This window comes from Enterobacter wuhouensis (assembly GCF_004331265.1).
Classification (GTDB): Bacteria; Pseudomonadota; Gammaproteobacteria; order Enterobacterales; family Enterobacteriaceae; genus Enterobacter; species Enterobacter wuhouensis.
Genome location: NZ_SJOO01000009.1, coordinates 1 through 24,148 on the forward strand (window position 1 = coordinate 1; position 24,148 = coordinate 24,148).

At 56.9% G+C, this 24,148-nt stretch carries 29 protein-coding genes; 7 read left to right on the top strand and 22 right to left on the bottom strand.

Features of this window, described 5'->3' with window-relative positions:
* The 9 genes from E0L20_RS17670 to fkpA all read right to left on the bottom strand — a co-directional run.
* Window positions 1-279: GTP-binding protein (locus E0L20_RS17670; RefSeq protein WP_000031681.1), on the bottom strand; the 279-nt coding region annotated here is incomplete at its 3' end.
* A gap of 69 nt (window positions 280-348) precedes the next feature.
* Entirely contained in the window at window positions 349-2,463 is a 2,115-nt protein-coding gene (gene fusA, locus E0L20_RS17675; protein WP_131635100.1) for an elongation factor G, read from the bottom strand.
* A gap of 96 nt (window positions 2,464-2,559) precedes the next feature.
* Window positions 2,560-3,030, bottom strand: coding sequence for a 30S ribosomal protein S7 (gene rpsG / locus E0L20_RS17680; protein ID WP_004106370.1), 471 nt, complete (start codon window positions 3,028-3,030; stop codon window positions 2,560-2,562).
* Window positions 3,031-3,126: 96 nt separating this feature from the next.
* Window positions 3,127-3,501: a 30S ribosomal protein S12 gene (gene rpsL / locus E0L20_RS17685; protein ID WP_000246815.1), complete on the bottom strand. Its 375-nt coding sequence runs from the start codon at window positions 3,499-3,501 to the stop codon at window positions 3,127-3,129.
* Between the two features lie 124 nt (window positions 3,502-3,625).
* Window positions 3,626-3,913: a sulfurtransferase complex subunit TusB gene (tusB, locus tag E0L20_RS17690; protein ID WP_131635101.1), complete on the bottom strand. Its 288-nt coding sequence runs from the start codon at window positions 3,911-3,913 to the stop codon at window positions 3,626-3,628.
* Between the two features lie 7 nt (window positions 3,914-3,920).
* On the bottom strand, window positions 3,921-4,280 hold the full coding sequence (gene tusC, locus E0L20_RS17695; protein ID WP_131635102.1) for a sulfurtransferase complex subunit TusC: 360 nt from the start codon (window positions 4,278-4,280) through the stop codon (window positions 3,921-3,923).
* A complete protein-coding gene (gene tusD / locus E0L20_RS17700; protein WP_131635103.1) occupies window positions 4,280-4,666 on the bottom strand; it encodes a sulfurtransferase complex subunit TusD in 387 nt (128 codons plus the stop codon). The genes tusC and tusD overlap by 1 nt, the downstream gene beginning before the upstream one ends.
* Window positions 4,666-5,388, bottom strand: coding sequence for a helix-turn-helix transcriptional regulator (locus E0L20_RS17705; RefSeq protein WP_014171909.1), 723 nt, complete (start codon window positions 5,386-5,388; stop codon window positions 4,666-4,668). Before E0L20_RS17705 ends, tusD begins: the two co-directional genes overlap by 1 nt.
* Before the next feature lie 167 nt (window positions 5,389-5,555).
* Window positions 5,556-6,374, bottom strand: a complete 819-nt coding sequence (gene fkpA, locus E0L20_RS17710) for an FKBP-type peptidyl-prolyl cis-trans isomerase (protein WP_080329016.1) — start codon at window positions 6,372-6,374, stop codon at window positions 5,556-5,558.
* A gap of 238 nt (window positions 6,375-6,612) precedes the next feature.
* Here fkpA and E0L20_RS17715 point away from each other — a divergent pair, with 238 nt between their 5' ends.
* On the top strand, window positions 6,613-6,831 hold the full coding sequence (locus E0L20_RS17715) for a protein SlyX (protein WP_131635235.1): 219 nt from the start codon (window positions 6,613-6,615) through the stop codon (window positions 6,829-6,831).
* Window positions 6,832-6,955: 124 nt separating this feature from the next.
* Here the strand turns inward: E0L20_RS17715 and slyD are convergent, their stop codons facing one another.
* The 4 genes from slyD to kefG all read right to left on the bottom strand — a co-directional run bounded on the left by slyD (window position 6,956) and on the right by kefG (window position 10,211).
* Window positions 6,956-7,546 (bottom strand): peptidylprolyl isomerase, encoded by a 591-nt coding sequence (gene slyD / locus E0L20_RS17720; protein WP_119937639.1) that lies wholly within the window; start codon window positions 7,544-7,546, stop codon window positions 6,956-6,958.
* Window positions 7,547-7,640: 94 nt separating this feature from the next.
* On the bottom strand, window positions 7,641-7,841 hold the full coding sequence (locus E0L20_RS17725) for a YheV family putative zinc ribbon protein (protein WP_010436300.1): 201 nt from the start codon (window positions 7,839-7,841) through the stop codon (window positions 7,641-7,643).
* A 13-nt stretch (window positions 7,842-7,854) separates the two neighbouring features.
* On the bottom strand, window positions 7,855-9,660 hold the full coding sequence (kefB, locus tag E0L20_RS17730) for a glutathione-regulated potassium-efflux system protein KefB (protein ID WP_131635104.1): 1,806 nt from the start codon (window positions 9,658-9,660) through the stop codon (window positions 7,855-7,857).
* Entirely contained in the window at window positions 9,660-10,211 is a 552-nt protein-coding gene (gene kefG / locus E0L20_RS17735) for a glutathione-regulated potassium-efflux system ancillary protein KefG (RefSeq protein ID WP_074160922.1), read from the bottom strand. The genes kefB and kefG overlap by 1 nt, the downstream gene beginning before the upstream one ends.
* A gap of 132 nt (window positions 10,212-10,343) precedes the next feature.
* On the opposite strand from kefG, the gene E0L20_RS17740 reads away from it, so the two are divergent.
* Together E0L20_RS17740 and E0L20_RS17745 are read left to right on the top strand one after the other, a co-directional pair.
* Window positions 10,344-12,248, top strand: coding sequence for an ABC transporter ATP-binding protein (locus E0L20_RS17740; RefSeq protein ID WP_131635105.1), 1,905 nt, complete (start codon window positions 10,344-10,346; stop codon window positions 12,246-12,248).
* A gap of 15 nt (window positions 12,249-12,263) precedes the next feature.
* Window positions 12,264-13,196 (top strand): LysR substrate-binding domain-containing protein, encoded by a 933-nt coding sequence (locus E0L20_RS17745; RefSeq protein ID WP_131635106.1) that lies wholly within the window; start codon window positions 12,264-12,266, stop codon window positions 13,194-13,196.
* Window positions 13,197-13,257: 61 nt separating this feature from the next.
* Here the strand turns inward: E0L20_RS17745 and mdcH are convergent, their stop codons facing one another.
* The 8 genes from mdcH to mdcA all read right to left on the bottom strand — a co-directional run bounded on the left by mdcH (window position 13,258) and on the right by mdcA (window position 20,306).
* Window positions 13,258-14,154: a malonate decarboxylase subunit epsilon gene (gene mdcH, locus E0L20_RS17750; RefSeq protein WP_131635107.1), complete on the bottom strand. Its 897-nt coding sequence runs from the start codon at window positions 14,152-14,154 to the stop codon at window positions 13,258-13,260.
* Window positions 14,154-14,771, bottom strand: coding sequence for a malonate decarboxylase holo-ACP synthase (locus E0L20_RS17755; RefSeq protein ID WP_131635108.1), 618 nt, complete (start codon window positions 14,769-14,771; stop codon window positions 14,154-14,156). The genes mdcH and E0L20_RS17755 overlap by 1 nt, the downstream gene beginning before the upstream one ends.
* Window positions 14,772-14,773: 2 nt before the next feature.
* The gene (locus tag E0L20_RS17760; protein ID WP_006177842.1) at window positions 14,774-15,733 is read right to left on the bottom strand and encodes an AEC family transporter; all 960 of its coding nucleotides are present in this window, start codon (window positions 15,731-15,733) and stop codon (window positions 14,774-14,776) included.
* A gap of 125 nt (window positions 15,734-15,858) precedes the next feature.
* Window positions 15,859-16,659, bottom strand: coding sequence for a biotin-independent malonate decarboxylase subunit gamma (gene mdcE / locus E0L20_RS17765; RefSeq protein WP_131635236.1), 801 nt, complete (start codon window positions 16,657-16,659; stop codon window positions 15,859-15,861).
* Entirely contained in the window at window positions 16,659-17,492 is an 834-nt protein-coding gene (locus E0L20_RS17770) for a biotin-independent malonate decarboxylase subunit beta (protein WP_131635109.1), read from the bottom strand. Before E0L20_RS17770 ends, mdcE begins: the two co-directional genes overlap by 1 nt.
* The gene (gene mdcC, locus E0L20_RS17775; protein ID WP_119937631.1) at window positions 17,485-17,784 is read right to left on the bottom strand and encodes a malonate decarboxylase acyl carrier protein; all 300 of its coding nucleotides are present in this window, start codon (window positions 17,782-17,784) and stop codon (window positions 17,485-17,487) included. Before mdcC ends, E0L20_RS17770 begins: the two co-directional genes overlap by 8 nt.
* 9 nt (window positions 17,785-17,793) lie before the next feature.
* Window positions 17,794-18,651, bottom strand: a complete 858-nt coding sequence (locus E0L20_RS17780; protein WP_131635110.1) for a triphosphoribosyl-dephospho-CoA synthase — start codon at window positions 18,649-18,651, stop codon at window positions 17,794-17,796.
* Entirely contained in the window at window positions 18,651-20,306 is a 1,656-nt protein-coding gene (gene mdcA / locus E0L20_RS17785; RefSeq protein ID WP_010436323.1) for a malonate decarboxylase subunit alpha, read from the bottom strand. Before mdcA ends, E0L20_RS17780 begins: the two co-directional genes overlap by 1 nt.
* Window positions 20,307-20,534: 228 nt before the next feature.
* Here mdcA and E0L20_RS17790 point away from each other — a divergent pair, with 228 nt between their 5' ends.
* The 3 genes from E0L20_RS17790 to E0L20_RS17800 are packed head-to-tail and all read left to right on the top strand — an operon-like array spanning window position 20,535 to window position 22,672.
* Window positions 20,535-21,557 (top strand): hydrolase, encoded by a 1,023-nt coding sequence (locus E0L20_RS17790; protein ID WP_131635111.1) that lies wholly within the window; start codon window positions 20,535-20,537, stop codon window positions 21,555-21,557.
* Window positions 21,554-21,772 carry a YheU family protein gene (locus tag E0L20_RS17795; RefSeq protein WP_131635112.1) on the top strand — a complete coding sequence of 73 codons (219 nt, stop codon included), beginning with the start codon at window positions 21,554-21,556 and terminating at the stop codon, window positions 21,770-21,772. The genes E0L20_RS17790 and E0L20_RS17795 overlap by 4 nt, the downstream gene beginning before the upstream one ends.
* Before the next feature lie 30 nt (window positions 21,773-21,802).
* The gene (locus tag E0L20_RS17800; RefSeq protein WP_131635113.1) at window positions 21,803-22,672 is read left to right on the top strand and encodes a phosphoribulokinase; all 870 of its coding nucleotides are present in this window, start codon (window positions 21,803-21,805) and stop codon (window positions 22,670-22,672) included.
* A gap of 86 nt (window positions 22,673-22,758) precedes the next feature.
* Here E0L20_RS17800 and E0L20_RS17805 read toward each other — a convergent pair whose 3' ends face one another.
* The gene (locus E0L20_RS17805) at window positions 22,759-23,163 is read right to left on the bottom strand and encodes an OsmC family protein (protein ID WP_010436331.1); all 405 of its coding nucleotides are present in this window, start codon (window positions 23,161-23,163) and stop codon (window positions 22,759-22,761) included.
* 310 nt (window positions 23,164-23,473) lie between these two features.
* Between E0L20_RS17805 and crp the strand changes: the two genes are divergently transcribed.
* Window positions 23,474-24,106: a cAMP-activated global transcriptional regulator CRP gene (gene crp / locus E0L20_RS17810; protein ID WP_000242758.1), complete on the top strand. Its 633-nt coding sequence runs from the start codon at window positions 23,474-23,476 to the stop codon at window positions 24,104-24,106.
* Window positions 24,107-24,148 lie beyond the last annotated feature (42 nt).

The following is a 24,148-nucleotide window of genomic DNA, read 5'->3' on the forward strand; positions in this document are numbered from 1 at the left end:
AATCATGTTTTTAACATAGTCGGCGTGGCCTGGGCAGTCTACGTGTGCGTAGTGGCGAGTCGGGGTGTCATATTCAACGTGGGAAGTGTTGATGGTGATACCACGAGCTTTTTCTTCTGGTGCGTTATCGATCTGGTCGAATGCACGAGCAGCACCGCCGTAGGTTTTAGCCAGTACGGTAGTGATTGCAGCAGTCAGGGTAGTTTTACCATGGTCAACGTGGCCGATAGTACCAACGTTGACGTGCGGTTTTGTACGTTCAAATTTTTCTTTAGACACGGCTATATTCCTTACTATAGTGCTCTCCCCTTCGGAGAGAGCACGGGACTTAGGTTTTAATCCTGTGGATTACTTACCACGGGCTTCAATAACGGCCTGAGCAACGTTGTTTGGCGCATCATCATACTTCAGGAATTCCATGGTGTATGATGCACGACCTTTGGTCAGAGAACGCAGCTGAGTTGCATATCCGAACATTTCAGACAGTGGAACTTCAGCGTGGATCTTAACGCCAGTTACTTCAGATTCCTGACCACGCAGCATACCGCGACGACGGCTCAAGTCACCGATAACGTCACCGGTGTTCTCTTCAGGAGTTTCTACTTCAACCTTCATGATTGGCTCAAGCAGAACTGGTTTCGCTCTCTTAAAGCCTTCTTTAAAGGCGATAGAAGCAGCCAGTTTAAACGCCAGTTCTGAGGAGTCAACGTCGTGGTAAGAACCGAAGTGCAGACGAACACCCATGTCAACAACCGGGTAACCAGCCAGAGGACCCGCTTTCAGCTGCTCCTGGATGCCTTTATCAACGGCAGGGATGTATTCACCAGGAATTACACCACCTTTGATGTCGTTGATGAACTCGTAACCTTTAGGGTTAGAGCCCGGCTCCAGTGGGTACATGTCGATCACAACGTGACCGTACTGACCGCGACCACCAGACTGCTTAGCGTGTTTACCTTCAACATCGGTAACTTTAGAGCGAATTGCTTCGCGGTAAGCAACCTGAGGTTTACCCACGTTCGCTTCAACGTTGAATTCACGCTTCATACGGTCAACGATGATGTCCAGGTGCAGTTCACCCATACCAGCGATGATGGTCTGGTTAGATTCTTCATCAGTCCATACGCGGAATGATGGGTCTTCTTTAGCCAGACGGCCCAGAGCCAGACCCATTTTTTCCTGGTCAGCTTTGGTTTTTGGTTCAACTGCGATGGAGATTACCGGCTCAGGGAATTCCATACGCTCCAGAATGATCGGGTGATCTGGGTTACACAGGGTGTCACCAGTCGTCACGTCTTTCAGACCGATAGCTGCAGCGATGTCGCCCGCACGAACTTCTTTGATCTCTTCACGTTTGTTAGCGTGCATCTGTACGATACGGCCAAAACGTTCACGCGCCGCTTTCACGGAGTTCAGGATGGTGTCACCGGAGTTAACCACACCAGAGTAAACGCGGAAGAAGGTCAGGTTACCCACGAATGGGTCGGTAGCAATTTTGAACGCCAGTGCAGAGAACGGCTCGTCATCACTTGCGTGACGCTCAGCCGGAGTATCTTTACCGTCGTCCAGGATGCCGTTGATCGCAGGAACGTCAACCGGGGATGGCAGGTAATCAATTACCGCATCCAGCATCGCCTGAACACCTTTGTTCTTGAACGCAGAACCACAGGTTACCAGGATGATTTCGTTGTTCAGAACACGCTGACGCAGAGCTTTTTTAATCTCTTCTTCAGTCAGTTCTTCACCACCCAGGTATTTTTCCATCAGCTCTTCAGAAGCTTCTGCCGCGGATTCGATCAGGTTCTGGTGCCATTCGTCAGCCAGGTCCTGCATCTCTGCCGGGATATCTTCGTAAGTGAAGGTAACGCCTGCGTCTTCTTCGTTCCAGTTGATGGCTTTCATTTTCACCAGGTCGATAACGCCGGTGAAACCTTCTTCAGCACCAATTGCCAGCTGCAGCGGAACAGGGTTCGCGCCCAGACGGGTTTTGATCTGACCAACAACTTTCAGGAAGTTAGCACCCATACGGTCCATTTTGTTAACGAACGCGATGCGTGGAACTTTATATTTGTTCGCCTGACGCCATACGGTTTCAGACTGTGGCTGAACACCACCAACTGCGCAATAAACCATTACCGCGCCGTCAAGAACACGCATGGAACGTTCTACTTCGATGGTGAAGTCAACGTGGCCCGGGGTGTCGATGATGTTTACGCGATGCGGTTCGTACTGCTTAGCCATACCTGACCAGAATGCAGTAGTCGCTGCGGAGGTGATAGTAATACCACGCTCCTGCTCCTGCTCCATCCAGTCCATGGTGGCAGCGCCGTCATGAACTTCACCGATTTTATGGTTTACACCGGTGTAGAACAGAATACGTTCGGTAGTAGTGGTCTTACCGGCGTCGATGTGCGCACTGATACCGATGTTACGGTAGCGTGCGATGGGTGTTGTACGAGCCATTTGATTCCTCGTTTGTTTCTTTAGGCGTTCAGTTAAGTTACCCAGAGCGGGCGGCTTCTCTGAAGCGCCCGCCTGGTGACTAATACTCCGAAGGGATTACCAACGGTAGTGTGCGAACGCCTTGTTGGCTTCTGCCATACGGTGAACGTCTTCACGTTTCTTAACTGCAGTACCTTTGTTGTCTGCAGCATCAGAAAGTTCGTTCGCCAGACGCAGAGCCATGGATTTATCACCGCGTTTACGAGCAGCTTCAACGATCCAACGCATTGCCAGAGCATTACGACGAACCGGACGAACTTCAACTGGAACCTGATAAGTAGAACCACCAACGCGGCGGGACTTAACTTCTACAGTTGGGCGAACGTTGTCGAGAGCGACTTCGAAAGCTTCCAGTTCATTTTTACCAGAACGCTGAGCCAGGGTCTCAAGCGCGCTGTATACGATTGCTTCTGCAGTAGATTTTTTACCATCTACCATCAGGATATTTACAAATTTTGCCAGCAGTTCTGATCCGAATTTCGGATCTGGAAGGATTTTACGCTGACCAATGACGCGACGACGTGGCATGGGAATACTCCGTTGTTAATTCAGGATTGTCCAAAACTCAAAGAGTTTAGTGTGACATTAAGATAAATCAGTTTGGCCTTACTTAACGGAGAACCATTAAGCCTTAGGACGCTTCACGCCGTACTTGGAGCGAGCCTGCTTACGGTCTTTAACACCTGAGCAGTCGAGCGCACCACGAACGGTGTGGTAACGAACACCCGGAAGGTCTTTAACACGACCGCCACGGATCAGGATCACGGAGTGTTCCTGCAGGTTGTGACCTTCACCACCGATGTAGGAAGTCACTTCGAAACCGTTAGTCAAACGCACACGGCATACTTTACGCAGTGCGGAGTTTGGTTTTTTAGGAGTGGTGGTATATACACGGGTACATACGCCACGTTTCTGCGGGCAGGCTTCCAGTGCAGGCACGTTGCTTTTTGCAACTTTGCGTGCACGTGGTTTGCGTACCAGCTGGTTAACTGTTGCCATTAAATAGCTCCTGGTTTTAGCTTTTGCTTCGTAAACACGTAATAAATCGACCTCATACAATATGAGGACGCGAAATTTTAGGGCTACGTCGAAAAGGTGTCAAGAAATATACAGCGATCTCAAATCACCAGTTCATTTGACTGGCATGTTTCACCGTTAGATTGACGAACTCAGTATAGCCAATCACGTCAATTTTGGCTGAAATTTGACCAGACAGGCCCCGCGCATCAAGATCGTCTTTCAGCGCAGAGACCGATATGGGGGCACTATTGAGGATTTCAACGAAACGGCTGCCTTCAAGCGCAGCCAGCACGCCATCCTGCATCAGCAGCAGAGCATCGCCCTCGCGCAGCATACGCATTAACGCGTCGATATCACATTGCCACGGTGAACGGCTCAGGGTATGGAGCATGACGGCCTCAGAAAGTCAGAACAGTGTCGTAGTGGGAAAGGTGTTCGCGCAATGCAGCAGAAGGCAGGACTGTCGCATCCAGCACGAAAGGCGTTGCCTCGTTTAAACCACGCGCGGCCAAAGAGTCAGCACAAACAAAGAAGGTTTCGATATCGTAAAGCGGTAACACTTTGAACGTCGCGATATAATCACGCGCCAGAATGGCCTGAGGCTGTTGCCCCGCCAGAAGCTGAAATACGCCGTCGCCCAAAAAGAAGACACCGATATCTTCGGTCAGCGCGGAAGTCGCAAGTAACGCATCCAGCCCTTCTCGGCCAGAAGCGCTGCCGTGCGGCGCAGACGTAAAAACAAATGCTACGCGCTTCATCAGAATTGCACCACTCTGTCGCAGGTTAATGCCGCCTGTGCCAGTGCACCCAGACCACTCAACGAAAAACCGGGCTGCAGGTTAGAACCCGATAATCCAAGACGCGCGGCTTCGGTTGCATCGGTCACGCCACGGCGCAATGCCGCTGCCACGCAGATGTGCAGCTCAACGCCCTGCTTTTCGTTTAATGCCTGCCACGCGCGCACGAGATCAAATTCATCGCTCGCCGGTGAGGTAAACTGGTTCGCGTTATACACCCCTTCACGATAGAAGAAGACGCTCGCCAGCTCGTGTCCCGCATCAAGCAGCGCATAAGCAAACTGCAGCGCGCTGCTGGCCTGCTGAGTCCCATACGCCGGACCTGTTACCATTAATGCAAAACGCATTACTTGTCTTGCCCCTGGAAATCACCGCTTTTGAACTGGCGAATGTAGAGGTAGACGGTGTGCTTGGAGATATTGAGACGGTCGGCCACCTGGTTGATGGCATCTTTGATATCAAAAATGCCTTTCTCGTAGAGGTTCAGCACGATCTGACGATTCTTGGCGTTGTTTGATACGTTGCGATCGGCATTCACTTCTTCAATGGTGAACTCAAGCGTCTGCGTCACCAGGTCTTCCACAGAGGAGGCAAAGTTAACCGAAGAGCCCACGTCCGGCGTTTCTGGTGGAATGAAGGTGCTCATAATTTGCGAGAATGGCACATCAAGGTTCATGTTGATGCACAGCAGCCCGATCACGCGGTGCTCGCGGTTTCGAATTGCGATGGTTTCTGATTTCATCAGCACGCCGCTTTTGGCGCGGGTGAAATAACATTTGGAGACGCTACTGTCCGCGCCGGTCATGTCATGCAGCATACGCAATGCAAGGTCGGTGATTGGCGAACCAATTTTACGGCCAGTATGTTCACCATTCGCAATGCGGATGGCGGAACACTTCAGATCCTGCAGGGAGTGCAATACGATTTCGCAGTGGGACCCAATGAGCATCGCTAACCCGTCCACCACCGCTTCGTAGGATTTCAGAATATCGAAGTCGGTCTGATCGAAAGGACGTTGATCCAGCAAATCAAGCTCACTGGTTTCGTTGGTTAAAAGCGACCTGGACATGAAAAAAACACTCCTTTTCAGGAGCCTGTCGTTACGTTTTCAGGGCAGGCTCATTATCTACACGGACAACTAAATTAATACAGCGTGTATAACGCTTTCCAGTGTTAATTCTATCTGCCCCACAATAAAAAAAACCGCCGCCTAAAAGGCGGCGGTTTTTTGCGAGATTACTTCTTCGCTGCAGCGGCTTTATCGTCAGCCGGTGCGTCTGCTTTCGCATCCGCTTTCGGAGCCGGTTTGATATCCAACAGCTCTACGTCGAATACCAGGGTAGAGTTCGCAGGGATACCCGGAACGCCGGTTTTGCCGTAAGCCAGATCCGGTGGGATAACCAGTTTGATCTTGCCGCCTTTCTTGATGTTCTTCAGGCCTTCAGTCCAGCCTGGGATAACACCGTCCAGACGGAAGGAGAGAGGCTCACCGCGGGTATAGGAGTTGTCGAACTCTTTACCGTCGATCAGCGTACCTTTGTAGTTAACCACAACGGTGTCGCTGTCTTTAGGCGCATCGCCGGTACCTTCTTTCTCAACTTTATACACCAGACCGGTAGAGGAAGTTTTTACGCCCTTCTCTTTAGCAAAGGTGTCACGATAGGCTTTGCCTTTCGCTTCGTTGTCTTTGGCATCTGCTTCCATCTTGGTCTGAGCGGCGCCTTTCACGCGCGCTTCAAACGCCTGCAGAGTCTGCTCGATTTCCTGGTCAGACAGTTTGCTCTTGTCTGCAAATGCATCCTGAACACCCGCGATCAGCTGCGCTTTGTCCAGTTTGATGCCCAGTTTCTCTTGTTCTTTCAGAGAGTTTTCCATGTAACGACCCAGAGATGCGCCAAGTGCGTAGGCGGATTTCTGGTCGTCATTTTTGAACGCCGCTTTGCTGTCTGCAGTCGCAGCAGGCTTCGCAGCAGTGTCAGCTGCGAAAGACAGCGGCGCATTCAGTGCAACAGCCATCGTCGTCGCCAGCAGCGTTACTTTAAACAGTGATTTCATCCATATCTCCAGGGCCTGGGGACTCTCACCCCAGCATTAAACGTAAATGAGTAACGTACTATAAATCGTTGCGGAAGAAATCTACAGACAGACTCCCCTGATTCTCGCCTCTTTTCAGACTATTTTTGTTTAAATAAGTTTCTTGCCAATGAGATGGATACTGTACTTAGGCATAAACTCGGTTAAAATTCGCCGCCGCGAGCCCATCGTGGCAAACCAGAAATAGACGAGGTGAATGATGCAGGACACATTGATAGAAGCGAGACTGGCTGAGCTGGAAAGCCGCCTGGCTTTTCAGGACATCACCATCGAAGAGCTAAACCAGACGGTGACCGCCCATGAGCTTGAAATGGCAAAACTGCGCGATTTAATGCGGCTCCTCACTGAAAAAGTGAAGGCAACCCAGTCATCGCACATTGCCTCTCAGTCAGAAGAGACGCCACCACCTCATTATTGAGGCGTAAAAAAAGCGGGATATCCCCGCTTTTTTTGTGCCCGGTGGCGCGAAGCTTACCGGGCCAACATGTCAAATACCCTATGGATTTCGAGTCGCTGGAAGCCGGCTTGAAAGACGACGGGTATTAGTGGCAGCCGCAGCCGCCGTTGCCGCAACCACCTTTACCGTGGTCGTGACCATGGTCGTGATCGTGGCCGTGACCACCGCAGCAGCCATCGTGGCCGTGGTCGTGGTCATGGTCGTGACCGTTCGCACCGTGAACGTGGCCGTGAGCCAGTTCTTCTTCGGTTGCTTCACGGATCGCAACAACTTCTACGTTGAACTTCAGGTTCTGGCCAGCCAGCATGTGGTTGCCGTCAACCACAACGTGGTCGTCTTCAACTTCGGTGATTTCAACCGGCACCGGGCCCTGGTCAGTTTCAGCCAAGAAGCGCATGCCAACCTGCAGCTCGTCAACGCCCATGAACACGTCTTTAGGCACGCGCTGAACCAGGTTGTCGTCATACTGACCGTAAGCGTCGTTCGCGCCTACAGCAACGTCAAATTTGTCGCCAACGTCATGACCTTCCAGCGCTGTTTCCAGGCCAGAAATCAGGGAACCGTGACCATGCAGGTAGTCAAGCGGCGCACTCACCGGAGACTCATCAACCAACACACCGTCTTCTGTACGTACCTGATAGGCCAGGCTGACCACCAGGTCTTTTGCTACTTTCATGATATCTCCTGAGCGTGGGAAAATTGCTGGCGCAGATTGTAGCGGAAATCTGCACCCGTGTACCCTTAAGCTTAAAAAAACTCAGAGCATATCGCTAGTCTGGATGAAAAATGCCGATCACTTGCTCTTCTTTGCGAACGTGATCGCGGGCCTCTTTATCGGCCTCGCGCATCTGGTGACCGCACTTAACACACTCAACCACATCAATATTATTCTCCCGCCACATGGCCAAAGTATCTTGCGCCTGGCAGGTCGGGCATTTTGCTCCCGCGATAAAGCGTTTACGTACAGCCATCTTTCGTTACCCTTTATTCAAATTCATCCCAGCCGTCGAGCTGGCGTCGTTCCTGCTGCATCTCGCGCTGGAAGATCTCCTCCAGCTCGCGACGTGCTTCCCGCACGCGGGAGATCTGCGCCGTGTCGCTGTGCACAGGCATCAGCTCGCGCAGCATCCGCATATCCAGCCTGCGGAAGTGCATCTGGGCACGCTGGGCCTGATGGGGATGCATGCCCAGCGACACCAGCGCCTTGCGCCCCAGCTCCAGCGCGCTCGAGAACGTCTCGCGGGAGAAGTGTTTCACACCCGCCTGCAAAAGTTCGTGAGCTTCAACACGTCCGCGCGCACGCGCCAGAATATGCAGATGCGGGAAATGTTGCTGGCATAGCTCCACCAGCTTCATCGTATCTTCCGGATCGTTACAGGTGATGACGATAGACTCTGCCGCTTCCGCCCCGGCCGAGCGCAGCAGTTCAAGCTGGGTCGCGTCGCCGTAGTAAACCTTATAGCCATATTTGCGCATCAGGTTGACCGCGCTGATATCGCGCTCCAGCACCGTGATGCGCATTTTGTTCGCCATCAGCAGGCGACCAATGACCTGTCCGAAACGGCCAAACCCCACAACAATCACCTGCGGCTTATCGTCTTCCACCCACGGGGCCTCATCCTCATCATCCACCGGGTTCAGGCGGCGGGAGAGCATTTTATCCACCAGCTTCATCAGCAGCGGCGTGGTCATCATCGACAGCGTCACCGTTACCAGCAGCAGCGCCATCTGGTCGTCTTTAAACAGTTTCTGGGAAGATGCGGTAGAGAACAGCACAAACGCGAACTCTCCCCCCTGGCTTAACACGCTGGCGAACTGCATTCTTTCCGAGCTGCGCAGCCCGTAAACGCGTGCCAGGACGTAGAGCACCAGCGTCTTCACCGCGACCAGCACGGCGACGCTCGCAATCACCCACAGCAGATGGGTATAGAGCACGCCCAGATTCAGCGCCATGCCCACCGAAATAAAGAACAGCCCTAACAGCAGCCCCTTAAAGGGATCGATGGCTGTTTCCAGCTCGTGTCGATATTCACTCTCGGCGAGCAGTACCCCGGCGATGAACGTACCGAGCGCCATAGACAGCCCCAGCGCGTCCATAAACAGCGCAGACCCGAGCACCAGCAGCAGCGTCGCGGCGGTAAAGACTTCGCGCACCCCCGAGGCGGCAATAAAGCGGAACACCGGGCGCAGCAGGAAACGTCCGCCAATCAGCATCCCCGCGAAGGCCAGCACCTTCATGGAGACTTTCACCCAGTCGAAATGATCGTCACCGGAACCGGCCAGCAGCGGCACCAGCGCCAGCGCCGGGATCACCGCCAAATCCTGGAACAGCAGCACCGAAAAGCCCAGCTGTCCGGCTTCGTTACGGTTCATGCCTTTGTCGCGCATCAGCTGCAGCGCCATTGCGGTGGAGGACATCGCCAGGCCAATCCCGCCGATTGTCGCCGCCTGCCACGAGAAGTCCGTCATCATCAGCAGTCCGGCAAGGATCGCCGCGCTGAACAACACCTGCGCCGCGCCCACGCCGAAGATAGAGCGACGGAGCTGCCACAGCTTGGACGGGTTCAGCTCCAGGCCGATGATAAACATCAGGAAGACGACGCCCAGCTCGGAGAAGTGGAGGATCTCATCCACATCGCTGATGAATCCCAGCCCCCAGGGGCCAATGGCAATACCGGCTAACAGATAGCCCAGCACCGCGCCGATGCCGATACGGGCGGCCAGCGGCACCGCGACCACCGCCGCGAACAGAAACAGCACCCCGGCAAGCAGGAGATTTGATCCTTCCATCAGCGACCTCCTGCCGGAATGGGTGACGCCAGCCATTCACCGTAGGCTCTGGCATGGCTCGCCAGCGCTTTCGGCTCCTGTCGCCGTGCCCAGTAAACGATAATCGGGCTCATCCAGTGCATGCGGCACATCGCCGCCGTCAGCTCGAACGGCCGCAGAATATCGCTCATCGGATAGCGGTTCAGCCCGTCGTGGCGGTAGGCGCTCTCCGGCTCGCCGGTAGTGATAACGCTACGCCAGTACTTTCCCGCGAGCTGGTTGCCCCCCACCCCGCTGGAAAAGCCCCGGCTCAGCACGCGGTCCAGCCACTCTTTGAGCAGCGCCGGACAGCTATAGGTATAAAGCGGATGCTGGAACACGATCACGTCATGCTGACGCAGCAGTTCCTGCTCGTAAGGAATATCGATAAAGAAATCAGGATAGTGCGCGTAGAGATCGTGCACCGTTACGTTGCTGAGCTGTGTGGCCGGCTTAAGCAGCACCCGGTTCGCCACCGAGTCCTGAGATTCCGGATGGGCATACAGCAGCAGCACTTTCGCTGTCTGAGACATCACTCCCCTCCCGGTTCTGTTTTTGTGTATTGTTGTCGTTTTGGGCTACCATGGCGGCCCGGTGGGGAAAGTGGCCCACACCTTACATTATCATAATGACAAATTAACATAGTCGGAACATACGGCGCTTCTATGATTGTTTTCTCCTCGTTACAAATTCGTCGCGGCGTGCGCGTCCTGCTGGATAACGCGACCGCTACCATCAACCCGGGCCAAAAGGTGGGTCTGGTCGGCAAAAACGGCTGCGGTAAATCGACCCTGCTCGCCCTGCTGAAAAACGAGATTAGCGCTGATGGCGGTAACTTTACCTATCCGGGGAACTGGCAGCTGGCCTGGGTTAACCAGGAGACGCCTGCGCTGAGCGAACCGGCGCTCGACTATGTTATCGACGGCGACCGCGAATACCGCAGGCTTGAGGCGGAACTCAACGCCGCCAACGAGCGCAACGACGGCCACGCCATTGCCACCGTTCATGGCAAGCTGGACGCCATCGACGCCTGGACCATTCGCTCCCGCGCCTCCAGCCTGCTGCACGGTCTGGGCTTTAGCAACGAACAGCTTGAACGCCCGGTCAGCGACTTCTCCGGCGGCTGGCGCATGCGCCTTAACCTGGCCCAGGCGCTGATCTGCCGCTCCGACCTTTTGCTGCTCGATGAACCCACCAACCACCTCGATCTTGATGCCGTTATTTGGCTGGAGAAGTGGCTCAAGAGCTATCAGGGCACTCTGATTCTGATCTCCCACGACCGCGACTTCCTCGACCCGGTGGTGGATAAAATCATCCATATCGAACAGCAAACGATGTTCGAGTACACCGGCAACTACAGCTCCTTCGAGCGCCAGCGCGCGACGCGTCTTGCCCAGCAGCAGTCCATGTACGAAAGCCAGCAGCAGCGCGTGGCGCACCTGCAGAGCTTCGTGGATCGCTTTAAGGCCAAGGCCTCAAAAGCGAAGCAGGCCCAGAGCCGCATCAAGATGCTGGAGCGCATGGAGATGATTGCCCCGGCGCACGTGGATAACCCGTTCCACTTCAGCTTCCGCGCGCCGGAAAGCCTGCCAAACCCGCTCCTGAAGATGGAAAAAGTGAGCGCGGGCTATGCCGACCGCATTATTCTCGACTCCATCAAGCTCAACCTGGTCCCGGGTTCACGTATCGGCCTGCTGGGGCGTAACGGTGCCGGTAAATCAACGCTGATCAAACTGCTGGCGGGCGAGCTTAACCCGGTCAGCGGTGAAATCGGCCTGGCGAAAGGCATCAAGCTGGGCTACTTCGCCCAGCATCAGCTGGAATTTTTACGCGCGGATGAATCGCCGATTCAGCACCTGGCGCGTCTGGCGCCGCAGGAGATGGAGCAAAAGCTGCGCGACTACCTCGGCGGCTTCGGCTTCCAGGGGGATAAGGTCACCGAAAACACCGAGCGTTTCTCCGGGGGCGAAAAAGCCCGTCTGGTGCTTGCGCTGATCGTCTGGCAGCGCCCGAACCTGCTGCTGCTCGATGAACCGACCAACCACCTGGATCTCGACATGCGCCAGGCGCTGACCGAAGCGCTGATTGAGTTCGAAGGCGCGCTGGTTGTCGTCTCGCACGACCGCCACCTGATCCGCTCCACCACGGACGATCTCTATTTAGTCCACGGCGGCAAAGTCGAACCGTTCGACGGCGACCTTGAAGACTATCAGCAGTGGCTGACGGACGTGCAGAAGCAGGAAAACCAGCCGGAAGAGTCAGCGAAGGACAACGCCAACAGCGCGCAGTCGCGTAAAGACCAGAAGCGCCGCGAGGCGGAGCTGCGCACCCAGACGCAGCCGCTGCGCAAGGAAATCGCCCGTCTTGAAAAAGAGATGGAAAAGCTCAACGCCACGCTTGCCGCCGTTGAAGAGAAGCTGGGCGACAGCGGGCTGTACGATCAGAGCCGCAAGGCTGAGCTGACCGACTGCCTGCAAACCCAGGCAAAAACCAAATCCAGCCTCGAGGAGTGTGAAATGGCGTGGCTGGACGCGCAGGAGCAGCTGGAAGCGATGCTGCAGGCCGACTAACACGCCGGGAGGGTTATGGGTTTCGATATCACGAGCGAGATTACGTTCCGCAAGCTCAGCATCTTCATGACCTTCATGGAGAAGGGCAATATCGCGCGCACCGCCGAAACGCTTGGCCTGAGCGGCGTCAGCGTTCACCGCGCGCTGCACACGCTGGAAGAGAACGTGCGCTGTCCGCTCTTTACCCACAAAGGGCGTAACCTGATTGCGCTCCCCTCCGCGTGGACGCTGCTGGAGTATTGCCAGGAGGTGATGCAGGTGATGGAGCGCGGGCTCGAGGAATCCCGCAAAATCGCCGGTATCGGCCAGGGGCGGCTGCGCGTGGGCACGCTCTACTCCCTGACGCTGGAAACCGTGCCGCGCCTGATTATGGGCATGAAGCTCCGCCGTCCGGATCTGGAGATGGATCTGACGATGGGCTCCAACGACACCCTGCTGCACATGCTGGATGAGGGGTCGCTGGACGCGATCCTGATCTCTATCTCCGAAAGCGACATCGACCGTAACAGCCTCGAAGTGCTGCCCCTCTTCCACGACGACATTTTCCTTGCCGCCCCCGCCTCCGCCACGCTGAATACCAGCGGGCCCGCCGATCTGCGTGATTACAAAGACCAGAAATTTGTCGCCCTGGCGGAAGGGTTCGCCACGTATGCAGGGTTTCAGGAAGCGTTTCATATCGCCGGGTTCGAGCCGGAAATCGTCACCCGCGTGAATGATATTTTCTCGATGCTGAGCCTGGTGCAGGCGGGCGTTGGGTTTACGCTGATGCCGGGCAGGATGAAGAAAGTGTATGAGAATTCGGTGCAGCTGTTGAAGCTGGCGCAGCCGTACCAGATGCAGCAGCTTATCGCGATCGTCTTTGCCCGTAACCGCGAGCAGGACCCGAGCCTGCGGGCATTAGCCGCCGAGGGGCGGATGTATGCGCGCAGCCTGCAGGAAAGTGTGTGATACAAAACAAGACAACCGAACCCGTATGCCGGGTAAGGCGAAGCCGCCACCCGGCAAAAAATCACGCACGAAGCCGCTTCGCCAGATGTACCGCCACGTCCACCCCGCTGCGCTCCAGAGAAAGGGTCTCCCCTTCCCACGCTGCCTGACGCGTCAGGCAGGTTAAGATGCCGCCCGGCGGCATCTCAATTGCCAGCCGCGCTTCACGCTCGTTAGCGGAAATCACCGCCTCCTGCCAGCGCACGGTGCGCGCCATGTTCATCGCCAGATCGTCGGCAATCTTTTCCGGCTGCCAGAGCACGCGCCCGGTGCTGCCGCTCAGGTACGCGCAGCGCGGGCGGGAAAGGCTGACCGATTCAAACGCCGACGCCAGCTTTTGTGCCGGTTCCGCCAGCAGTTCGCAGTGCGACGGCACGCTCACCGCCAGCCGCCTGGCCTTGCTCGCCCCTTTCGCCAGCGCGCGTTCTGCCGCCTGCGCCATCCCGTCATCGCTTCCGGCGATCACGATCTGCGTTTCGGCGTTCAGGTTGGCGATGTAGGTTCCGGTGCCTTGGATCAGCGTTTCCACCTGCGGCAGGGTTAAGCCCATGATGGCCGTCAGGCCGTAGCCGTGCGGGTACGCCTGCTCCATGAGGTCACCGCGCAGCGCCACCAGCCTCAGCGCGTCCGAAAAGTCCAGCGCACCCGCGATAACCGCCGCCGGATAAGCGCCGATGGACAGCCCGCTGACGATATCCGGCGACACGCCGCGACGCTCCAGCTCGCGCGCCCAGGCCACGCCGGCAATCAGCAGCGAAAGCTGAACCGCGCGGGTATGGGTTAACGAGGCGGCACTGTCGAGATTATCGACTTCATCCCCAAGCACCTCGCGCGCCTGAGCCAACTCCGTTCCCGGCAGGTTTTGCAGCATGCCTTCGTGCTGCGTGCCCTGCCCCGGAAAGGTAAACAGTATTTTCATCACTCCTCCCTGCGCCACGGGTCCGCCACCAGGCGCGGCCCACATTGCGTTTTTAACAGCGTTTTGCCGTCGCGCAGCCACTCCGCCAGCGCGAATCCGCCCTCGGACGTATCCACCTGCGTATCCGCCCGACACAGCGCGCGGCCAAGCTGAGACTGCCAGGCTGTAAACGCGTCAGGAGAAACGGGCTGCGGGGCGCGGATCAGCAGGTCCAGATCGCTGTCGGCATGAATCACCGGAATACCGGTCGCCAGCGCATAGCCGGTGCTGCCGGTAATGCCCCACGTCCAGGGCCACGGCTGCTGAGCAAGCTGCAGCGCCACCTGAACCGGTGGCTGAGTCACAAAGGGCGAGCGCAGCAGATCGGCTGTAACGCTCAGGTCTTCAGGTGAAACCACGCGCAGCACGTTTTCCGGCTTCACCCATCCGGCCGCCCGCTGGTCGCGGCGCAATCCACGCACGCCAACGGGAATGCGGCCTTCACTATCAACATCACGCCGCACCACCACAGGCAGTCCAGTGTGCCAGGCCGCCTCCACCCAGGATTCGGTGATGCCTTCCAGCGCGTCGCGCGCGGTAAGCCAGATGAGGTCGTGCGGTCGTAATGTTGTGGTCATGATTACATTCCTGAAGTCAGCGAGATAAACAGCGGCAGCGACAGGATACACAGTACGGAGCTTAACAGCAGCACGGCTTCAGCATCCGGCGACTGCACGCCAAAGCGGTTACCGAACACCACGCCGAAGAAGCCTGCGGAGAGCGCAATCATCAGGATAGCGGTGATCGCCACGGAGCCGTGCAGGCCGAAGATCAAAACGATACCCCAGGCAATCGCTGGCTGAATCAGCAGCTTGGCGATGGTGGAGGTGATCACCATGGTATTGATCTGCAGCTTGCGGGCAGAGAGGATCACCCCGGTCAGGAACAGCGCGGCAGCGGTGGCGGACAGCCCCAGCGGTTTAATCGCCGCAAGCACCAGTTCCGGCATTTTGATGCCGATGGCGGAAAGGATCACCCCCAGCAGCGGGCCCATCACGATCGGTTTCTTAATGGAACGCCACATCAGCACCGGCAGCATGGAGAGCGTTGAGCCGGAATTATTCCCTTCGGCGCGCGCTTTCTCACGCTCCAGAATCAGCAGGCAGAACGGGGTCATCAGCACCGAACCGCAGGCGATAGAAACCGCCACGGAGAGCGACGTGGAAGAACTTTCACCCAGCACGCTGCCCAGAATCGGCAGACCGAGCGCCGCGTAGTTTGGCAGGGCAACGGTAAGCGTCAGCACCGCCGCGTCCTGCGGGGATTTTTTAAAGACTTTAGTGGCGAGGAAGTAGATTGCCGCATAGGTGATCCACATCGCCAGGGTAAGCACCAGGATCAGCGGCGACTGGGCCACGATGCCGGTCCACGGGGTTTGCACGGTGGCGCTGAACAGCGCGGCAGGCAGTGCAAAATCCATCACGAAAATATTGAGCAGGGAAACATTTTTGTTATCGACCATCTTTGCCTTACCGGCCCAGAATCCCAGCAGCATGATGACGAAAATCGGTGCAAGAGCATGAACAATTACGTAAGTCATAAATCACCTGTAGTAAAAAAGTTTTAGCACTGGCGCGATGTTTATTATTTTCAGGATGCAGGTTCCCGCGCGGGCGCAGCGGGCGCGCCCACGGGGTTGTACATCTCTGGCAGGTCTCTTTTTACTTACCAGCTGGCTCGCATACGTTCGCGTACGAGCGCCGAGCTGCGGCGGTTGTCAGCACCCAGACGGTTTTTCAACGTGGTGTCCTGACGTGCGTCACTGATGGCCTGCTGCAGGGTGGTTTTCACCTGCGCCAGATCGTTATCGGATGGGGCATCCGGGTTGCTGATATCCAGCAGGTTAGAGAGCAGCCCCAGCGTGGCGTAGTTGCTGATGTCGTACGCCATCGGCGGAATGGTCGCCGCCAGTTTTTCCAGCGCCTCCACGGTGCGCAGCGTAATACGCGCCGCAGACTCTTTACCCATCGCGTGGATCAGCACGCCTTTGTCGTTAAAGGCGATCAGGCGGTTGGCCTGGTAGCCGTGCGCCAGAAACGCGCCGGACATCGCCTTGCCGACGATAAGACCAATCACCGGGTGGCCGGCCAGACGCGCGTTTGCATACGCGGCAGCGGCTCCCGCCAGCGCCTGGTGGATACCAAACGCCTCTTCGCGACGGCCATAGGCCTGGCTTGGGACGTCGATCACCGCCACAATCGGGCGCTTCACGGCTTTATCGGCATCCGCCGCGACGGTTTCGCTGACCACCTTCGCCAGCGTCCAGCCTTCCAGCAGGCCGACCTCACCTTTCGCCGCCCGCGGGAAGTGGTTGTTGGCATCCGGCACCACGGCCACAAAGCGCACCGCCTCGCCGTTCAGCTCGCCGTCTGCCGCCTGCACGGACGGGCAAAGCCCTTCGATACGTTTGGCGTTCGGGGCGAGGGTTTCCAGCCAGAGTTCGCCACGGCTTATTGAATTACTCATCATTTCACCTCCCGGGCAAAAAGCGCGTTAATCTGTTCGGCATCGGCCTGTTTGCGGGTGTCGAAATTCGTCAGACGGTTCAGGTAATCGTCGTAATTATCGGTGCGGTGTTTCGCCGGTACGCCTTTCGCAATCGCGTCGTTCATCGCCGCTTTCACCGCGTTTACGCCGTCGCCTACCAGCGCGTCTACCAGACCGCTTTGATAGCGCACTTCGCCGCCGGTCATGCTCCAGATAAACGGACGGTCGCGGGAGTCATACTCTTCAATGCCCGCCTCCTGCTCGATAACCTGCGGACCGTTGAGGCCAAGACGCGCTTCGCGGGTCACGATCAGGTAGCTGCAGAGCGCCGCGGCGATGGACATCCCGCCGAAGCAGCCCACGGTCCCGGCAACAATCCCGACCACCGGCGTATAGCGGCGCAGGTCAACGATCGCCGCGTGGATATCGGCAATCGCCGCCAGGCCCAGGTTGGCTTCCTGAAGACGCACGCCGCCGGTTTCGAGGCACAGCACCGCCTGAGTCGGAATACCGTTGCGGTTATCTTCCGCCGCCAGCTCCAGCGCCGCCGCCATTTTGGCGCCGGACACTTCGCCCATGCTGCCGCCCTGGAACGCGCCTTCAATCGCGACGACGACCGCAGGCTGGCCGTTAATGGTGCCTTTTGCGACGACCATACCGTCATCGGCCTGCGGAACAATCCCCTGCGGCCCAAGCCACGGAGAGATAATGCCTTCAAAAGGGTCCAGCAGTTCGCGGTAGCTGCCGTCATCCAGCAGAGCCTGCGCGCGCTGGCGCGCTTTTAGTTCGATAAAGCTGCTGTCATTACGCATGGCTTACCCCCTCAAAGACCTGTTCGATGCGAATGCGCGCCACGCCCGGCGTCGCGCCGAAGTCGTGGATGGTCAGCTTCCCGGCGGGCAGGCTGCTGACGGTCTGCAGGCGGTTGAACAGGGCCTCCCAGCGACCACGGCTGTTGTCGACGGAGGTGGTGATATCGATGGTTAAGGTCTGGCCCGGTTCGGCGGCGAACAACACCTCCATATCCCCGGAGCCGACTACCCCTGCCAGCGCCCTGCCGCTTAACGCGCGGCTGGCTGGCACGGTCAATGTAATTTTTTCCATAACATCCTCTTAATGCTTTGAATAAGGCGTTTCGACGCGGTCGAGAAACAGCGTGGCGGCAAGCAGGTCGGCTGCGCCGCCCGGCGAGGCGTTGAGCGTGAGCATCTGACGATCTAAGCTCGCCAATGCCCGCTGGCCCGCGAGCGTTGCACAGCCTCCGGCGTTCAGTACCGCACGGGCACCGCTCTGCATGGCGTCCAGCCCCTCCATTCCGGCGCGCGACAGCACGCAGGTGTCGGTGAGGGAGGTCATGATCGCCATCAGCGCGTCGAGCCTGGCCTGCGTTTCGCTGCTGCCGTTGAGACGGCTCAGGCGAAGCTGCGGCAGCGCGCGCTGCATAACGTGCGGAAACGCCTGCTGCGCTTCTTCTCTGGCGCCCGGCACGCGGTAGCGGTGCGTGGCGCGCAGCCCTTTGCTGAACACTTTCGGCGCCGCATCGTCCGGCAGTTTCGCCAGCTGGGCGGCGGTGTTTGCGACGGCTTGCGCAGCCGCATCCCCGCCCAGCATCGCCACCGCGCTGACCAACAGCCCCAGCGCCCAAATCGCGCCGCGGTGAGTGTTCACGCCGTCGGTAGCGGCCATCATCTGCCGTTCGCCTTCGCGGCCAAGACGGCCAACGGTTTGCCTGAGGGCAATATCCGCCGGACGCTGCCAGCTCTGCTGCGCCAGCGCCTGAAACGTGGAGGTCAGGCTGTGCGCGGAGCGCTCCATGAGCGCAAGGGATAAATCGTGGTGCGCGCCGTTCCCCCGACTGTCCACCAGACCGGGTTTCGGGCTTAAACGTGCTTCGTCAATCAGACACTGCGTGGCGGTTCGCGCCAGCCATTCGGCACCGCCTTCAACCTGAATCTGGGGCAGAAGTTTCATTACCAGCTCCGGAATTTCGCAGGTGGGTTGTACAGACCGCCGGACCACTCAACGAGGTCAGACACGCTGCCGGCTGCCAGCAGAGAGCGGGTAGCGTCGGTACGGCGGATGCCCATATCTTCCGGATAGACCACCTTGCCGCTCTGGCGCAGTTCCGCCACGCGTTTGGCGTCAACGCCCAGGCCGATATCGGTGATCCCCGCGACGGCGGCAACCATGGCCCGACGCTCTTCCAGATCTTTGGCGCGATAGAGGTAAGCAATCCCCTCTTCCGTCAGCACGTGCGTCACGTCATCGCCGTAAATCATCACCGGTGCCAGCGGCATGCCGGAGGCTTTCGCCACGTCAACGGCATCGAGTTTTTCCACGAAGGTCGGCTTCACGCCAGCCTGGAAGGTTTCGACCATCTGCACGACCAGTTTTTTACCGCGCTGCATTGGGTCCGGCTCGGTGATCATGTTCAGCCAGGCCGGGGTCGCATGACGACGACCGTGCGGATCGTGGCCCATGTTTGGCGCACCGCCGAAGCCGGAAAGACGACCGCGGGTCACGGTGGAGGAGTTGGCGTAGCCGTCAACCTGCAGCGTAGAGCCGATGAACATATCCACCGCGTACTGGCCTGCCAGCTGGCAGAAGGCGCGGTTGGAGCGCATGGAACCGTCGGCACCGGTAAAGAAGACATCAGGACGGGCGCGGATGTACTCTTCCATCCCCAGCTCGCCGCCGAAGCAGTGCACGCTTTCCACCCAGCCGCTTTCGATGGCGGGGATCAGCGTTGGATGCGGGTTCAGCGTCCAGTGTTTACAGATTTTGCCCTTCAGGCCGAGCTGTTCGCCGTAGGTAGGCAGCAGCAGCTCAATCGCCGCGGTGTTAAAGCCGATACCGTGGTTCAGAGACTGCACCTGGTGCTCCGCGTAGATGCCCTTGATCGCCATCATCGCCATCAGGATATGCTCCTGCTTGATCAGACGCGGATCTCGGGTGAACAGCGGTTCGATAAAGAACGGCTTATCCGCAACGACCACGTAGTCGATCCAGGAGCCCGGAATATCGACGCGCGGCAGATCGCATTCGTCATCCACCAGCTCGTTCACCTGCGCGATGACGATGCCGTCGTGGAACGCGGCGGCTTCCACCAGCGCCGGGGTATCTTCGGTACTTGCCCCGGTGTAGAGGTTACCTTTGCGGTCCGCTTTAAAACCGGCAATCAGCGCCACGTTGGGCGAGAGGTCGACGTAGAGGCGTGAGTAAAGTTCGATGTAGGTGTGGATCGCACCGATTTCGAGCTGACCGTCTTCCAGCAGCTGCGAAATGCGCAGACTTTGCGTGCCGGAGAAGGAGAAGTCCAGCTTGCGGGCGATGCCTTTTTCGAAGATATCCAGATGCTCGCTGCGGCCCACGCTCGGCATGATCATATGCAGATCGTGAACGATTTGCGGATTCACCTCGGCGAGCGAGCGGGAAAGGAAATCGGCCTGCTTCTGGTTGTTACCTTCCAGAACGACCTTGTCGCCCGGTGCGATCAGTTTTTCCAGCATAGCGACAAGATCGCCGGTTGGCAGTACCTTGCCCTGCACCGGTACGGACGCCAGACGACGCGCTTTTTCGCTGCGTCGAGTGTTCCATTGCCGGGTGGGTGTTTGCCCAGATAACATTATTAACCTCCTGATTCAGCTAATCATTTTGATTTGCTTAACGTTGAGTAAAGTGTGCGCTCTGGTGAGAAAGGCATCAATTAAGCATAGAGCGCAATCATTAGCCTGAGAGTAATAATCAAGGTAAAGATTTGTGATCGGGATCAGTTCATGTTTCGGAAATCCAGGCTAAACGGGGTACAATTCGGAAGGTATCGTAAATAACAGACAATAATTAGCATCGCCGTTATGACCCAAATCATCCCGTCAGACTTTGAGATTGCTGCCGACGACAGCGCAGAATTCGTGCCCATGCGCGGCCTGGCTAACTGCCATCTGCAAACCATGCTGCCGCGCCTGATCCGCCGCAAGCTTCAGTTCACCCCACACTGGCAGCGCCTGGATTTGCCGGACGGTGACTTTTTGGATCTCGCCTGGAGCGAAGCGCCGGAGCTGGCCAGGCATAAGCCCCGGCTGGTGGTGTTTCACGGTCTGGAAGGCAGCCTGCACAGCCCTTACGCGCATGGCCTCATCAAGGCGGCAAAGGCGCGCGGCTGGCTTGGCGTGGTGATGCATTTTCGCGGCTGCAGCGGCGAGCCGAATCGCCAGAAACGCATTTATCATTCGGGTGAAACCGAAGATGGCACCTGGTTCTTACACTGGCTGAGAGAGAACTATGGAACGGTGCCGACGGCGGCGGTGGGCTATTCGCTGGGCGGCAATATGCTGGCCTGCCTGCTGGCGAAAGAGGGTGAAACGGTGCCGCTGGATGCCGCCGTTATCGTCTCTGCGCCTTTCATGCTGGAGCAGTGCAGCTACCATATGGAAAAAGGCTTTTCACGGGTTTATCAGCGCTACCTGCTCAACCTGCTGAAGGCCAACGCGGCGCGCAAGCTCAAGGCCTACCCGGACACCTTACCCGTTAGCCTTCGCCAGCTGAAAAAGGTGCGCCGCATTCGTGAATTCGACGATCTGATCACCGCTAAAATTCACGGATTTGCCGATGCGATTGACTATTATCGCCAGTGCAGCGCAATGCCGCTGCTCAGCAAAATCACCCAGCCGACGCTGATCATTCATGCCAAAGACGATCCGTTTATGGACCACCACTCCATTCCGGCCCAGGAATTTTTGCCTGAAAACGTTCACTATCAGCTGACCGAGCATGGCGGCCACGTGGGATTTGTCGGCGGTACGCTGCGACGCCCGAAAATGTGGCTGGAAACCCGCATTCCTGACTGGCTCACCTCATTTCTGGACGGTAAAAAATGATTATTCCCTGGCAGGATCTGCCTCCCGAAACGCTCGATAATCTGATTGAAAGCTTTGTATTACGAGAGGGCACCGATTATGGTGAACATGAACGTTCTCTTGAACAAAAGGTCAGCGATGTAAAACGCCAGCTTAAAAGCGGCGACGTGGTGCTGGTATGGTCTGAACTGCATGAGACGGTCAATATCATGCCCCGCAACGCGTTTCACGGCTGATCTGTAAACCTTTCCAGTCAGGGAGTTGCTATGTCTGCCAGACATCCGGTTATTGCCGTCACGGGTTCGAGCGGGGCGGGAACCACCACCACCAGCCTTGCCTTTCGCAAAATTTTCGCACAGCTGAACTTACAGGCGGCAGAGGTTGAGGGCGACAGCTTTCACCGCTACACGCGCCCTGAAATGGACATGGCCATCCGTAAAGCGCGGGATCTCGGTAAACACATCAGCTACTTTGGCCCCGATGCCAATGATTTCGGCCTGCTAGAGCAGACCTTCAGAGAATACGGTCAGACCGGCAAAGGACAATCCCGCAAATACCTGCACACCTACGACGAAGCGGTTCCCTGGAACCAGGTGCCGGGGACGTTTACCCCGTGGCAGCCGCTGCCGGAACCCACCGACGTGCTGTTTTACGAAGGGCTGCACGGCGGCGTGGTGACCACCCAGCACGACGTGGCGCGCCACGTGGATCTGCTGGTGGGCGTGGTGCCGATCGTTAACCTGGAATGGATCCAGAAGCTGACGCGCGACATCAGCGAGCGCGGCCATTCGCGCGAGGCGGTGATGGATTCGGTGGTGCGATCTATGGAAGATTACATCAACTTCCTGACGCCACAGTTCTCGCGTACCCATATCAACTTCCAGCGCGTGCCGACGGTGGACACCTCCAACCCGTTTGCGGCGAAAACCATCCCGTCTCTGGATGAGAGTTTTGTGGTGATCCACTTCCGCAATCTGGAAGGCATCGATTATCCCTGGCTGCTGGCGATGCTGCAGGGCTCGTTCATTTCCCACATGAATACGCTGGTGGTGCCGGGCGGAAAAATGGGGCTGGCGATGGAGTTAATTATGACGCCGCTGGTCCAGCGACTGATGGAAGGGAAGCAGATCGCGTGAGTTGTTTTGCCCGGTGGCGCTGCGCTTACCGGGCCTACGGTCGTGCTTTTGTAGGGCGGGTCAGCGAAGCGCCACCCGCCAAAAGATTAAGCCTCGATCACTTCATACGAATGGGTGATTTTTACCGCTTTCTCCAGCATTAACGCCACAGAGCAGTATTTTTCCGCAGAAAGGTCTACGGCGCGTGATACCGCGGCATCTTTCAGCTCTTTACCGGTCACGATAAAGTGCAGATTAATATGCGTGAACAGGCGTGGCGCCTCTTCGCGACGTTCTGACGTGAGCTTCACTTCGCAGTCGGTCACATCGTGACGGCCTTTTTGCAGAATCGACACCACGTCAATCGCGCTGCATCCACCCGCCGCCATCAGCACCATCTCCATCGGGCTTGGGGCCTTGTCGCCGGAGTTACCGTCCATCAAAATCTGGTGCCCGGAAGCGGATTCGCCCAGGAACGTTAAACCTTCAACCCATTTCACACGCGCTTGCATATTCATTAACTCCAACGTTGCATTTTTGGTGACAGATTACGCGCGCGTTACATTTCTCGCAACGGAAGGCGACCTGCATCATGCTGAAGCGAGACACCAGGAGACACGCGGCAAAAGCTATGCTAAAACACTCTGGATGCTACAGTAATACATTGACGTTACACATGTATGCAGAGGACATCAAACTTTACTGGCTGCGAAAATTACGACAGCCGACTTCCCAGGGTATGGGTAAGAATTCGATTGCAACCCCAGAGTCCGGATGCATCTTATGACTCTGGTGACAGCTTATAACAGAGGATAACAGCGCATGGTGCTTGGCAAACCGCAAACAGACCCGACTCTCGAATGGTTCTTGTCTCATTGCCACATTCATAAGTACCCATCGAAAAGCACTCTGATTCACCAGGGTGAAAAAGCCGAGACGTTGTATTACATCGTTAAAGGCTCGGTGGCAGTGCTGATCAAAGATGAAGAAGGGAAAGAGATGATCCTTTCTTATCTGAACCAGGGCGATTTCATCGGCGAACTGGGCCTGTTTGAAGAAGGCCAGGAACGTAGCGCCTGGGTTCGTGCAAAGACAGCATGTGAAGTGGCTGAAATTTCTTACAAGAAGTTCCGTCAGCTGATTCAGGTTAATCCTGACATCCTGATGCGTCTCTCTTCCCAGATGGCGCGTCGCCTGCAGGTCACCTCTGAAAAAGTCGGTAACCTGGCGTTCCTGGACGTGACCGGTCGTATCGCACAGACCCTGCTGAACCTGGCGAAACAGCCAGACGCAATGACCCACCCGGACGGCATGCAAATTAAAATTACCCGTCAGGAAATCGGTCAGATCGTCGGTTGCTCCCGTGAAACAGTAGGCCGTATTCTGAAAATGCTGGAAGATCAAAACCTGATCTCCGCGCACGGTAAAACCATCGTGGTTTACGGAACCCGTTAATTCGGTCAAACGGCGTGCCATCTCAGGGTGGCGCGCCGTTTT

Coding starts and splice junctions, on each gene's coding strand:
- fusA (WP_131635100.1), bottom strand. CDS start 2,463: ATGGCTCGTACAACACCCATCGCACGCTACCGTAACATCGGTATCAGT.
- rpsG (WP_004106370.1), bottom strand. CDS start 3,030: ATGCCACGTCGTCGCGTCATTGGTCAGCGTAAAATCCTTCCAGATCCG.
- rpsL (WP_000246815.1), bottom strand. CDS start 3,501: ATGGCAACAGTTAACCAGCTGGTACGCAAACCACGTGCACGCAAAGTT.
- tusB (WP_131635101.1), bottom strand. CDS start 3,913: ATGCTCCATACCCTGAGCCGTTCACCGTGGCAATGTGATATCGACGCG.
- tusC (WP_131635102.1), bottom strand. CDS start 4,280: ATGAAGCGCGTAGCATTTGTTTTTACGTCTGCGCCGCACGGCAGCGCT.
- tusD (WP_131635103.1), bottom strand. CDS start 4,666: ATGCGTTTTGCATTAATGGTAACAGGTCCGGCGTATGGGACTCAGCAG.
- E0L20_RS17705 (WP_014171909.1), bottom strand. CDS start 5,388: ATGTCCAGGTCGCTTTTAACCAACGAAACCAGTGAGCTTGATTTGCTG.
- fkpA (WP_080329016.1), bottom strand. CDS start 6,374: ATGAAATCACTGTTTAAAGTAACGCTGCTGGCGACGACGATGGCTGTT.
- E0L20_RS17715 (WP_131635235.1), top strand. CDS start 6,613: ATGCAGGACACATTGATAGAAGCGAGACTGGCTGAGCTGGAAAGCCGC.
- slyD (WP_119937639.1), bottom strand. CDS start 7,546: ATGAAAGTAGCAAAAGACCTGGTGGTCAGCCTGGCCTATCAGGTACGT.
- E0L20_RS17725 (WP_010436300.1), bottom strand. CDS start 7,841: ATGGCTGTACGTAAACGCTTTATCGCGGGAGCAAAATGCCCGACCTGC.
- kefB (WP_131635104.1), bottom strand. CDS start 9,660: ATGGAAGGATCAAATCTCCTGCTTGCCGGGGTGCTGTTTCTGTTCGCG.
- kefG (WP_074160922.1), bottom strand. CDS start 10,211: ATGTCTCAGACAGCGAAAGTGCTGCTGCTGTATGCCCATCCGGAATCT.
- E0L20_RS17740 (WP_131635105.1), top strand. CDS start 10,344: ATGATTGTTTTCTCCTCGTTACAAATTCGTCGCGGCGTGCGCGTCCTG.
- E0L20_RS17745 (WP_131635106.1), top strand. CDS start 12,264: ATGGGTTTCGATATCACGAGCGAGATTACGTTCCGCAAGCTCAGCATC.
- mdcH (WP_131635107.1), bottom strand. CDS start 14,154: ATGAAAATACTGTTTACCTTTCCGGGGCAGGGCACGCAGCACGAAGGC.
- E0L20_RS17755 (WP_131635108.1), bottom strand. CDS start 14,771: ATGACCACAACATTACGACCGCACGACCTCATCTGGCTTACCGCGCGC.
- E0L20_RS17760 (WP_006177842.1), bottom strand. CDS start 15,733: ATGACTTACGTAATTGTTCATGCTCTTGCACCGATTTTCGTCATCATG.
- mdcE (WP_131635236.1), bottom strand. CDS start 16,659: ATGAGTAATTCAATAAGCCGTGGCGAACTCTGGCTGGAAACCCTCGCC.
- E0L20_RS17770 (WP_131635109.1), bottom strand. CDS start 17,492: ATGCGTAATGACAGCAGCTTTATCGAACTAAAAGCGCGCCAGCGCGCG.
- mdcC (WP_119937631.1), bottom strand. CDS start 17,784: ATGGAAAAAATTACATTGACCGTGCCAGCCAGCCGCGCGTTAAGCGGC.
- E0L20_RS17780 (WP_131635110.1), bottom strand. CDS start 18,651: ATGAAACTTCTGCCCCAGATTCAGGTTGAAGGCGGTGCCGAATGGCTG.
- mdcA (WP_010436323.1), bottom strand. CDS start 20,306: ATGTTATCTGGGCAAACACCCACCCGGCAATGGAACACTCGACGCAGC.
- E0L20_RS17790 (WP_131635111.1), top strand. CDS start 20,535: ATGACCCAAATCATCCCGTCAGACTTTGAGATTGCTGCCGACGACAGC.
- E0L20_RS17795 (WP_131635112.1), top strand. CDS start 21,554: ATGATTATTCCCTGGCAGGATCTGCCTCCCGAAACGCTCGATAATCTG.
- E0L20_RS17800 (WP_131635113.1), top strand. CDS start 21,803: ATGTCTGCCAGACATCCGGTTATTGCCGTCACGGGTTCGAGCGGGGCG.
- E0L20_RS17805 (WP_010436331.1), bottom strand. CDS start 23,163: ATGCAAGCGCGTGTGAAATGGGTTGAAGGTTTAACGTTCCTGGGCGAA.
- crp (WP_000242758.1), top strand. CDS start 23,474: ATGGTGCTTGGCAAACCGCAAACAGACCCGACTCTCGAATGGTTCTTG.